Source organism: Arthrobacter sp. 05L45_2, from assembly GCF_056397525.1.
Window position 1 is genome coordinate 1 of sequence record NZ_JBFTNO010000120.1, and the last position, 10,698, is coordinate 10,698.

Annotated in this window: 9 protein-coding genes; 2 read left to right on the forward strand and 7 right to left on the reverse strand. The window is 68.9% G+C overall.

The window, feature by feature from the left end; translation table 11 throughout:
• Both AC1DHD_RS10435 and AC1DHD_RS10440 read right to left on the reverse strand, forming a co-directional pair.
• A partial coding sequence (locus tag AC1DHD_RS10435; RefSeq protein WP_476879649.1) for an aldo/keto reductase occupies positions 1-337 on the reverse strand: 337 nt, incomplete at its 3' end.
• Between the two features lie 51 nt (positions 338-388).
• Positions 389-1,261: an NAD-dependent epimerase/dehydratase family protein gene (locus tag AC1DHD_RS10440; protein ID WP_476879650.1), complete on the reverse strand. Its 873-nt coding sequence runs from the start codon at positions 1,259-1,261 to the stop codon at positions 389-391.
• A 92-nt stretch (positions 1,262-1,353) separates the two neighbouring features.
• Here AC1DHD_RS10440 and AC1DHD_RS10445 point away from each other — a divergent pair, with 92 nt between their 5' ends.
• On the forward strand, positions 1,354-1,800 hold the full coding sequence (locus AC1DHD_RS10445; protein ID WP_476879651.1) for a universal stress protein: 447 nt from the start codon (positions 1,354-1,356) through the stop codon (positions 1,798-1,800).
• On the opposite strand, the gene AC1DHD_RS10450 is transcribed toward AC1DHD_RS10445, so the two are convergent.
• The gene (locus AC1DHD_RS10450) at positions 1,797-3,128 is read right to left on the reverse strand and encodes a phosphoribosyltransferase family protein (protein WP_476879652.1); all 1,332 of its coding nucleotides are present in this window, start codon (positions 3,126-3,128) and stop codon (positions 1,797-1,799) included. The two genes, AC1DHD_RS10445 and AC1DHD_RS10450, sit on opposite strands and share 4 nt — an antisense overlap.
• Before the next feature lie 99 nt (positions 3,129-3,227).
• The gene (mgtA, locus tag AC1DHD_RS10455; protein WP_476879653.1) at positions 3,228-5,975 is read right to left on the reverse strand and encodes a magnesium-translocating P-type ATPase; all 2,748 of its coding nucleotides are present in this window, start codon (positions 5,973-5,975) and stop codon (positions 3,228-3,230) included.
• Between the two features lie 310 nt (positions 5,976-6,285).
• On the opposite strand from mgtA, the gene AC1DHD_RS10460 reads away from it, so the two are divergent.
• Positions 6,286-7,020, forward strand: a complete 735-nt coding sequence (locus tag AC1DHD_RS10460; RefSeq protein ID WP_476879654.1) for a GAF and ANTAR domain-containing protein — start codon at positions 6,286-6,288, stop codon at positions 7,018-7,020.
• On the opposite strand, the gene AC1DHD_RS10465 is transcribed toward AC1DHD_RS10460, so the two are convergent.
• From AC1DHD_RS10465 to AC1DHD_RS10475, 3 genes are read right to left on the reverse strand one after another with little or no spacing between them, the layout of a single operon-like run.
• Positions 7,017-9,116 (reverse strand): putative bifunctional diguanylate cyclase/phosphodiesterase, encoded by a 2,100-nt coding sequence (locus AC1DHD_RS10465; protein WP_476879655.1) that lies wholly within the window; start codon positions 9,114-9,116, stop codon positions 7,017-7,019. The two genes, AC1DHD_RS10460 and AC1DHD_RS10465, sit on opposite strands and share 4 nt — an antisense overlap.
• A gap of 12 nt (positions 9,117-9,128) precedes the next feature.
• Positions 9,129-9,872: an esterase/lipase family protein gene (locus tag AC1DHD_RS10470; protein ID WP_476879656.1), complete on the reverse strand. Its 744-nt coding sequence runs from the start codon at positions 9,870-9,872 to the stop codon at positions 9,129-9,131.
• Positions 9,869-10,666 carry an alpha/beta fold hydrolase gene (locus AC1DHD_RS10475; protein ID WP_476879657.1) on the reverse strand — a complete coding sequence of 266 codons (798 nt, stop codon included), beginning with the start codon at positions 10,664-10,666 and terminating at the stop codon, positions 9,869-9,871. Before AC1DHD_RS10475 ends, AC1DHD_RS10470 begins: the two co-directional genes overlap by 4 nt.
• Between the last annotated feature and the right edge of the window lie 32 nt (positions 10,667-10,698).

A 10,698-nucleotide genomic window follows, 5' to 3' on the forward strand; every position in this document is an offset into this window, starting at 1 on the left:
TCCAGGGCCCGGACCAGGTGCCGTCCAGGGCCCGGACCAGGTGCCGGCGCGAGGTGCCGACGTCGTTAGGCGCCTGCCCCATCGGGAAGCGGCCCTTGGTGGCCACCACGGCCCTGTCCCGGAGCTCCGTCCTGTCCGCCAGCCAGCGGCCGACGATCTCCTCCGAGACCCCCGAACTGTAGACGTCGGCGGTGTCAATGAAGTTGCCGCCGGCCTCGAAGTACGTGTCCAGGATGGCGTGGGACTGTTCCTCGGTGGCTTCGGCGCCGAAGGTCATGGTGCCCAGCGCGTAGTTGGAAACAACGGCTCCGCTGTTGCCCAGGGTGCGGTATTGCATGGAACTCCTCAGTGGCAGGTGGATGGTGGCAGGTCGGTGGTGGCCGGGACGTCAGTCCTCGGTCGGCGTCGTCCGGTTCGAATGGTAGGTCCGCCAGCTGTGCTCCGGGGCGAATCCCAGGAGCCGTTTGGCCTTGTCGATCGAGAGCATCGTCTCGTGCTCTCCGAGGTCCTTGACCACCTTGACGCGGGGAAACACTTCGGCCGCGAGCTCGGCACTGGACCGGCCCATCACCGTGTCCGCGTTGGCGATGATAAACGCCTCAAATCCCGGAGCGCCGTGCTCCAGCGCACGGGCCACCGCCTGGGCGCCATCGCGGCCGTCGATGTAGCCCCAGAGGTTCCACTTGCGCAGCCGCGCGTCGGCGTCGAACGAGGGGAACTCCTCGTAGTCTTCCGGGTCCATCACATTGGAAAACCGCAGCGCGCTGATGCTCAGCGTGGGGTCCCAGCGGGTGAGCTGGATCGCCATCTGCTCCTCGAGGTGTTTGACCAGGGAGTAGGTGCTTTCCGGCCGGGCCTGGTATTCCTCATCCACCGGGATGTAGGGCGGGTCGACGTCGAACGGCAGTCCCAGGACCGTCTCGCTGGAGGCGTAGACGATCTTCTTGATCCCGGCACGGCGGGCGGCCTGGAACACGTTGTAGGTCGCCTGCATGTTGTTCTCGAACGTCGCGGCGTCCGGGGCGAGCCCAGGGGCAGGGATCGCCGCGAGGTGCACAATGGCGTCGAAGCCCTGGTGCCGGTCGTCCAGGCCAAGGATCACGTCCACCACCTGCCCGTAGTTGCGCAGGTCCACCCGGGTGAAGCCCGGTGAGCGGTCCCCGGACTGGTCCAGGTTGGTGACCTCATGGCCATCGTCGACGAGCCTGCGGACGACGCTCTTGCCGAGCTTTCCACTTCCTCCGGTCACTGCAATTCTCATCAGGATCTCCTCGGTACTGGGGACGGCTGCCGTGCCTCCACCCTAGAACTTGGCCCTAGGCACTCCCCGGGACACCGGGCAGGGTGGGGGCCATGAGCGCAGACCAGCGGATCGTCGTGGGCGTGGACGGCTCCGAGTTTTCAACAAAGGCGCTCCGGCTCGCCGGGCGCATGGCTGCCAGCCTGAACGCCCCGCTGGAGGTCATCACGTGCCTTGGCACCTCGGGCTTCTTCCTCGCTTCCCACCTTCCGGAGGAGCGCACCGCGTCTGCCGGCGAGCTGGAGGAGACGGCCAAGCGCCTGGTGGAGGAGTCGCTGGAGCGGGCCTTCGGCGATGCCCGCCCTGAGCAGCTCACCCGGCAGGTCAAGTTTGGTGCGCCGGCCAAAGTCCTGATCGAGGAGAGCAGGGACGCGCAGCTTTTGGTGGTGGGGCGGCGCGGCCGGGGCGGTTTCCTTGCGCAGGTGATGGGCTCGGTCAGCGGCGCCTGCGCCGCGCATGCCCAGTGCCCCGTGCTGGTGGTCGGCCAGGGCGCAGGCTAAGCCGCCGGGAGTAACTGCCGGACAAACCAGTCCCGGGCCAGGATGGCGGCTGCGGCCAGGGTTCCGGGCTCCTCGAACAGATGCGTGGCRCCCTGCACCACGGCGAGCTGGCTGGGGCAGCGCATCATGGCCTTGGCCTTCCGGTTGAGCTCAAGCACCTCATAATCGAAGCTGCCCACAATCAGGAGGGTCGGCGCCCGGACGGCGGACAGCCGCGGCCCGGCGAGGTCGGGCCGGCCGCCGCGGGAGACCACGGCGGCCACCCGGGCTGAGGGTTCGGACGCGGACCACAGTGCGGCCCCGGCCCCGGTGCTCGCCCCGAAATACCCGACGACGCAGGCTGCCGTATCGTCCCGGGTGGCCAGCCAGTCAGTGGCGGAGGAGAGCCGGCGCGCGAGCAGTTCGATGTCGAAGACGTTGGCGCGGTTCCGCTCCTCCCCCGGCGTCAGCAGGTCCAGCAGCAAGGTGCCCAGCCCGGCCCGCTGCAGGACGCTGGCCACAAAACGGTTCCGGGGACTGTGTCGGCTGCTGCCGCTCCCGTGGGCGAAAACCACCACCGCCGTGGCCGGGACCGGCAGGTGCAGCTGGCCCTGGAGCCGGACCCCCCGGGACGGGATTTCCACCTCTTCATCGGATTCCACCGGTTCCCCGGACGCGGCCGCCGGCACGGGGGCCCGTGGCGCGTCGTTCATCCGGCGCGCGGCGGCGTCCAGGAGTTGGATCACCTCCTCGTCGTCGGTCGGGGAGAAATCCCGGTAGTGGTAGCCGACGGCGGAGAACTGCCGGGGCGTCGCGAGGCAGACCACCTCGTCGGGTTCGCGCAGGTCCGCCAGGGTGTCGGCCGGCGCGACCGGCACAGCCAGGACCACCCTTGCGGCGCCCAGTTTGCGGGCGATCCGGCAAGCGACCCGGGCGGTGGACCCGGTGGCGATGCCGTCGTCGACGATCACCGCGATGCGCCCGGTCAGGTCCTGCCGGACGCGGCCTTTCCGGAACCGCGCCACCCGGTTCTCCAGCACCGCCCGCTCGCGGGCCTCGACGCCCTGCAGCTCCTGCTCGCCTACCCGGGCCTGGGCCAGTACGTGCTCCTCCAGGACCCGGGCGCCACCCTCGCCGATCGCGCCCATGGCGAGCTCCGGCTGGTACGGCAGCCCGAGTTTGCGCACCACGATCACGTCCAGCGGAGCGTCCAGGGCCGCGGCCACTTCGAAGGCCACCGGCACGCCGCCGCGGGGAAGACCAAGCACCACAATGTCCTTGCCCCGCAGGTCCGACAGGCGCCGCCCCAGTTGCCGCCCGGCGTCCACCCTGTCTTCAAAAATGCTCATTGCCTTGGCTTTCCAATCGGGCGCCGGCCTCCGGGCACTTCGGGCCCTGCGCTCCGCGGGCCGGGCACCGGACCAAGTGGCCGTTTTCTCCACTATCCGTCAGGTGTTCCGGGGATGTGAGGGCCCTTGTACCCGGTTTCGCCGGGACCCGCCGGGCCGTCCCCGGCGCGGTGCCAACGGGGATCGCCGGGAGCGGAGCACGGCCTGGTCCGGGGTGCTGAACCGCGCCGCGCGCCGGGCAACATGATGGTCCGGTCCGCGGCGCCGGACCCGCGGGAGGGCCGGGCCGGGCGGCTGTTGGGCGGCCCGGGAGAAAAACCATTGCTTGGCGAACTCAACCAGCACCAGATACACCACGGTCATGCCCAGCAGTGCCAGGAAGAACGGGACGGGCAGGGAGTCGAACCCCAAAATCCCGGACAGCGGGGACAGCGGGAGGTAAATGCCCAGCGCCACGACCCCTAGGGCGGCGCATAGCAGCCCGGCAGACGGGCGGCTGCGGAGGAACGGCACCCGCCGGGTCCGGATCGCGAAAATGATCAGCGTCTGCGTGGCGATCGACTCGATGAACCAGCCGGCCCGGAATTCCCCGGGGACGGCGTTGAAGACGAAGAGCATCAGGGCGAACGTGGCGAAGTCGAACACCGAGCTGATGGGGCCAAAGAGGAACATAAAGCGCCGGATGAAGGCAATGTTCCAGTGCGCGGGCGCCAGCAGTTGGTCCCTGTCCACCCGGTCACCGGGGATGGCGAGCTGGCCGGAGTCGTACAGCAGGTTGTTGAGCAGGATCTGCCCGGGCAGCATCGGCAGGAAGCTCAGCACCACGGACGCCGTCGCGGCGCTGAACATGTTACCGAAATTGCTTGAGGTGCCCATCAGCACGTATTTGATGGTGTTCGCGAAGATCCGGCGGCCCTCCATTACGCCATCGGCCAGCACCCCGAGGTCTTTATCCAGCAGCACAACGTCCGCCGCGTCTTTGGCGACGTCGGTGGCGCTGTCCACGGAGATGCCGATGTCGGCCTGGTGGAGGGCGAGCGCGTCATTGACTCCGTCACCCATGAACCCGACGGCGCCGCCGCTCTGGCGCAGCAGGCGGATGATCCGGGCCTTCTGTTCCGGCGAGACCCGGGCGAAAATGCTCGCCTCCCGGGCGGCCGCGCTAAGGTCCGGGTCTGACATGGCCTCGGCTTCCGCGCCGGTAACAGTGCGGCCGGAGAGAACACCAAGTTCCTGGCAGACCTTTTCGGCCACTTTCGCGTTGTCCCCGGTGGCGACCTTAACCGTGATACCCAGCGCCTCCAGCCGGTCCAGGGACTCGCGCGCGTTGGGTTTGGGCCGGTCGAGGAACACCAGGAACCCGGCAAGCATCAGGTTCTTCTCGTCTGCGGGCACCAGGTCCGTCATCCCGGGAGCCGGCCGGGTGGCCACCGCCACCACGCGGGAACCGGCGTCGAACTGTTCATCGAGCAGGTCCTGCACCGGCCGGGGCACCAAGTCACACAGGGCCAGCACGTCCTCCGGCGAGCCCTTGGTGATGATCCGGGAGGGACCGCCCGCGTCCCGTACCAGCACACTGGTGCGCCGCCGCAGGTGGTCAAAGTCGATAACATCGAGCCGTTCGTACTTCGAGGGGTCGAACGCCGCCGCGTCCGGGGCCTCCCACAGGGCGGCGTCCAGGGAGTTCTGGCCCACGGCGGACCGCTGAGCCTCGGCGTAGTCCGACTGGGTGGCGAGCAGCCCGAGGGTTAGCAGGCCGCCGGCGGACAGCCCGGCCTGCACCGGCAACGCAGCCGTGAAGCTGATCCGGCCCTCCGTGAGGGTACCGGTCTTATCCGTGACGAGGATGTCCATATCCCCGAGGTCCTCGATGCAGACCAGGCGTTTGACCAGCACTTTGCGTTTGGCCAGCCGCCGGGTGCCCGTGGCCAGGCTGGTGCTGACGACGGCGGGCAGCAGTTGCGGGGTGATTCCTACGGCGATGGCGAGGGAGAACAGCAGTGACTCGATGACCGGGCGCTGCAGCAGCAGGTTGGCGATGAAAATGAGTGAGGTCAGCCCGACGGCCACCTGCAGGAGCAGGTAGGAGAACCGCTTGAGGCCCAGCTGGAACTCGGTCTGCGGCTGCCGCGCCCCCAGGCCGAGGGCGATCCTGCCGAACTCGGCCCGGCTGCCGGTCGCCACCACCACTCCCGTGCAGCTGCCGGACTGCACCACGGTGCCCATAAAGAGGCAGGACGTCAGGTCACCCAGCGCGGCCCCGCCGGCCACGGGAGCCGGATCCTTGGCCGACGGCAGSGACTCCCCSGTCAGGATGCTTTCGTCGCAGAGCAGGTCCTTCGCCGTCAGCAGGCGGAGGTCGGCGGGGATGACGGCACCCAGGCCAAGCTGCACGACGTCGCCCGGCACCAGGGCGGTTACCGCCAGTTCCCGGGCGGTCCCGTCGCGGAACACGACGGCGGTGTGCGTCACCCGGGAATGCAGCGCCTCCGCCGCCCGTTCGGCGCGGAACTCGTTGCTGAAGCCCAGGCCCACGCTGACGAACAGGATCACGCCGATCACGACGGAGTTGGTCGCGTCGCCCAGGAAGAGCGACAGCCCGGCGGTGATAAGCAGCAGGATCAGGATGGGGCTGCGGAACTGCCGGCCCAGCACGGACCATCCGCTGGCCTGGTGGGTCCGGACCGCATTGGGTCCGAGTTCATCGAGCCGCTCCCGGGCAACGGTTTCGGACAGGCCGCCGGGGGCCGACCCCAGCCGGGCGAGCACCGTGTCCGGTCCCCTCTGGGCGGCGTCGGCGATGGTCAGGGTCAGGGAGGACGACTCCCACGTTGCGAGCTGCGGCATATAGATTTCTTTCCGGATCCCTCGGGATAACGCTAAGACTACGTCCGGAGCAGGGGGAGTCATAGGGGTGTGACCGGCGGGCTGACGGTTCCCCCGCGGCGCGGCGGTGCGGTCACTGACCGGGCAGGGACCGGGGCATTTTCACCGGAAAGTCCTGTATATAATTTCCCCCGTACGGTTTAGCAGAGGGCCGTTGGATAGTTCTTCGATCCGGCTCCTGCCCCCCGCTACCACCGCTACTGACTTCCGCAGTGGTTGCGATGCACCTGGCCGGTTCGATTCGATTCGAGCGAAACGGCATCAAGGAATAGTGGCAAGCGAGTCAACTGCAACATCGATCAACCAGCACCTGCATCAGCAGGTGCTGAACAGCGCCGACGTCGAGGCGTTCCTCAGCGAGTTAGCCCGGGTCTCGGCGCTCAGTCTCTCTGAACCCGATGACGAGGTCCTGTGCGGGATCACCCTGCTGCGGCAGCGCAAGGCCGCCACGGTGGCCAGCAGCAGCGCCGCGGCGCAGGCCATGGACGAAGTCCAGTACGGCTTCGGCGACGGGCCCTGCATCACGGCCTCCCGCGAACAGGAGACGGTGTACATCCCCGATCTGGACACGGACGAACGCTGGCCGCAGTGCGCCGCGATGGTCCGTGAGCACGGTATGCGCTCCATCCTGGCTGTGCCGTTCGAGCTGGACGGTGACACCCGGGCGGCGATGAACTTCTACTCCCACCGGCCGAACCGCTTCGATGACCGGGCCCGTGCGCTGGCGAGTGCCTTCGTGACCCAGACCACCATGGCGTTGCAGCTGGCGGTGCGTTTCGCCCAGTTCAGTGACACGGCGGACGACCTGAAGGCCACGCTGGAAACCCGCACCGGCATCGACGTCGCAATCGGGATCATCATGGCGCAGAACCGCTGCAGCCAGGACGAGGCCTTCGAGCTGCTGAAGGCGGCCTCGAGCGCCCGGAACGTCAAGCTGCACACAGTTGCTGCGGGCATTGTTGACGCCCTGGGCCAGGGCCCGGCACGGACGCACTTCGAGGGCTAGCTGTCCTGGCCGTCGGCGTCGGCTTCGGCGCGGATTTCGCGGATGAGCCAGTCGACAATCATACGGCTGGCACCGGAGCTGGTCTCGGCGCTGTGTTGCTGGGCGTGCCAGCGGCCAACGTCGCCCCGTGCGGCGCCGCGATAGTCGAGGTAGCCGCTGAGCGGGCAGTCCTGAACGGTGTGCGGGTGCGGGGAACCGAGGCGCAGGAACCTCCAGTGGAACGCCAGCGCACCGAGGGCTGTCCGGATCCCGCGGGTGCCGGGTCCTCCCCCGAACCCCGCGGCCCAGGCCGGAACCTCCGCCGCCGGCATGGGCCGGCCCAGGTGGTAGCCCTGGCCGAACTGGACGCCGAGCATGGTGACAGCCTCTGTCATGCCGCGGTCCTCGAGACCTTCGGCCACGACCGTCATATCGAAGTCCCGGCCTACCTGCACCAGGGTGGCGATCAGGCTCAATGATTCCAGCGGCGTGCTCCGCAGCCCGGTCAGCATGTCCCGGTCTATCTTGACGGCAGTGAAGGGCAGCATCGAAAGCCGCTTGAGGCTGCTGTAACCGGCGCCGAGATCGTCCATAGCGACGCCAACACCCAGCCCCACGAGGTGGCGGAGGGGTTCACTGAGCAGGTCCCATTCCGCGCCCTCGGTTTCGAGGAGTTCCAGGACCAGGCGTGCGGGTTTGATGTGGTGCCGGGCGAGGGCTTCCTCGACGAAAGCGGGGAAGCCGGGATCCAACAGGGTGGTCGGCGCGAGGTTGATGGAGACCTTGGTGGAGAACCCGGCCGCGTCCCACTCGGCGAGCTGGGCTAGCACCTGTTCCAGTCCCAGCCGGAACAGGCGGTCGACGTCGGCGGGCTCAAGGTGCGGAAGGAAAGCGGCCGGCGGAACGTAGCCGCCGTCCTCGAGCTGCAGCCGGGCCAGGGCCTCGAAGAGGTAGACCCCGCCCTGCGACAGGTCCACTGCGGGTTGCAGGAACATCCGCAGTCCGCCGTTGAAGAGCCGCTCGGTGTAGCCGGCCGCGGCGTCGGGCGCCGCTGCTGCCGTGCCGTCGCCCGGAGCGGCGCCCGGGTCACGCGGTTCAGCGGCCGGTCCGGCGCCCTCTGGTGCGGCCGCCGCCTGGGATGCGGCCGGGCGCGCCCCAACGGGGCCTGCCAGCTCCCACCACTGGCCGCGTCCGTTCTTCCRCGATTTGGCGAGCTTCAGGGCGGTATCGGCACTGCGGAGCAACCCGCGGGTCTCCGTTCCGTCCCGCGGAGAGAGCGCCAGCCCGGCGCTCATCCCGACGCGCACGGCGCCGCCGCCGGCGTCGAACGCTGACTCGACGCTGCCGCCGAGCCGTTCAAGGACATCAGCCAGGGCCTCCCGGGCGCCATCCTCGGGGACGTCCTCGACCACCAGGACGAACTCGTCGCCGCCCATCCGTGCCAGGAACTCGCCCGGCAGCAGCCGGGCCTGCAACCGGGYGGCCCAGCCGGCGAGGACCTCGTCGCCGGCGTCGTGGCCCAGCGCGTTGTTGACGTTCCGGAGGCCGTCCAGGTCCAGGAGTCCGACGGCGATCCTGGCTCCCGGGCCGCCGTCGCCCTCCAATGCCCCGGTGAGGTGGGGATCCAGGGCCGCACGGTTGGGCAGGCCGGTCACGGCGTCGTGGGTGGCCTGGAAGCGGAGTTGCTCGTGCAGGGCCATCCGGGTGGTGACGTCCCGCTGGACGCTGACGAAATGCGTGGGACGTCCGTCATCGCCCAGGAGCGGGGTGACCTTCAGGGCGTTCCAGAACGGGGAGCCGTCCTTGCGGTAATTCAGGATATCGCCGCGGAATTCCTCGCCCCGCGCCAGCGTGTCACGGATGGTCTCGACCACCTCGCGCGAGGTGCCGGGCCCCTGGAGCACCCGGCAGTTGCTGCCCAGCATCTCCTGTTCGGAGTATCCGGTGATGGTGGTGAAGGACCTGCTGGCGTGCAGGATGTTCTGCGCGGCGTCGGTGATCAGGGAGATCTCGGAGGTGGCGGCCAGCGCGCGCATCAGAAGGGCCCGCGGCACACCGTCCGCGATGTGGGGCAGGGCATCGATGGCCAGCGGGGCCGGCCGTCCTGGGTGTGTCATGCAGAAGCCTTGCTACGGTCGGTCCGGCATCCCGGACACTGGTAAGTTCACTGACAGACTAGCGGCATTGCCGCCGTCACGGGCCGGAGACCCGGCTTCGGAGAGGACCAAGTGAACGGTGTCCGGGTGGGCGAGGATGCGGAAGTGGCCGCCGGTGTCCAGTTGGATGTTCCGCGCCCCGGGGAGCTCGCTGCCCTCGGGGATGTGCGGGTCGAAGAGTCCATAGACGGACGTGATGCGCGCATTGACCCCCTGCTCGCGGGACAGCTGCAGGGTGACGGCGCTGCGCGGAGAGAGGGCCCGCAGGCTGGGCAGCAGCAGGTACGCCGCATACCGTGAACCGGAGAACGGCGAACACACGGCCACCATCCGGCTGATGCGCAGCTCGGGATCCAGCGACAGCATGGCGAACTTGCCGATCAGGCCGCCCTTGCTGTGCGCCACGATAAGGACATCCGTGAGGTCCTTATCCCGGAGGTGCCGGGCGATCAGGGCGGCCGCCTTGGCGACCTCCAGCCGGTTGCGCTGCAGCACGGTCACAACGTGCACGGGATGGCCGGCATCGTGCAGTTCCCGGATCAGGGGCAGCATAAAGCGCCAGTCCTCGAAGATGCCGGGGATCACAACGACCGGCCGGCGGTCACCGCTGAGGAATTCGCCGGGGCTGACCCGGGACACCGCACTTAACAACTGCCGGCCGACGGCATAGGCGTAGTCGCGGGCCCACCAGCGGGCGTTCCTGAGCACGGTGCTCACGCGGCAGATCCCTGTGGCGCTTCTGTCCCGGGGGCGGCCACGCCGGCGAAGGCGAGGATGGAGCCGGCCACCTCCACGGCCCGGTTGTGCTGGACAACGTGCCCGGTCCCGTCGATCTCGAGGACCTGCGCGGCGGGGGCACGGCCAGCGAGCCGGCGGCACCACTGCAGCGGCGCAACGGGGTCGTTGGCTCCGCGCATCACCAGGACCGGGGCTTCTACGCCGGCGACCCTTTCCTCAATGCGGTAGTCCATCATGACCCGCAGGTTCTTGAAGTACCAGCGGAGGCCGCAGCGCAGGTAGTCGGTGAAAACCAGGGCGTTCGAGGACGGGCTCTCGTGGAACATACAGTCCCGACCCAGCGCCCATGCCTGCTGGGCCACGCTGCGGCGCCGGTCATCGACTACCGGGCCCATCAGGACCAGGCGCGGGATCCGCGAGGGCTGAAGCCGGGCGGCCTCGACCGCGAACTGGGTACCCATCGAATGGCCCACAATGACGAACTCCAGTACACCCAGCTGTTCCAGGGCGCCGAGGATGTAGGTGCCGTGTTCGGCCACGCTGAGGGTGCGCGACGGACGCGGGGTGGCTCCGAAGCCCGGGAGGTCGAGCGAATACGTGTCGACCGTTCGCGCCAGCAGCCCGTGCAGCCGGCGCAGGTAGCGGTGCGAGGCGCCGATGCCGTGGATAAGCACGACGGCTAGTCCGGCAGACTCACCGGCCGGGCGCGGGGAGGCGAACACGTGACCCACATGGCCCGCAGCCTCTACCTCGATGCGGGTGGGGCTTCCCATTGGGCTCTCGTTTCTGTGGGGCGCTGCCGATC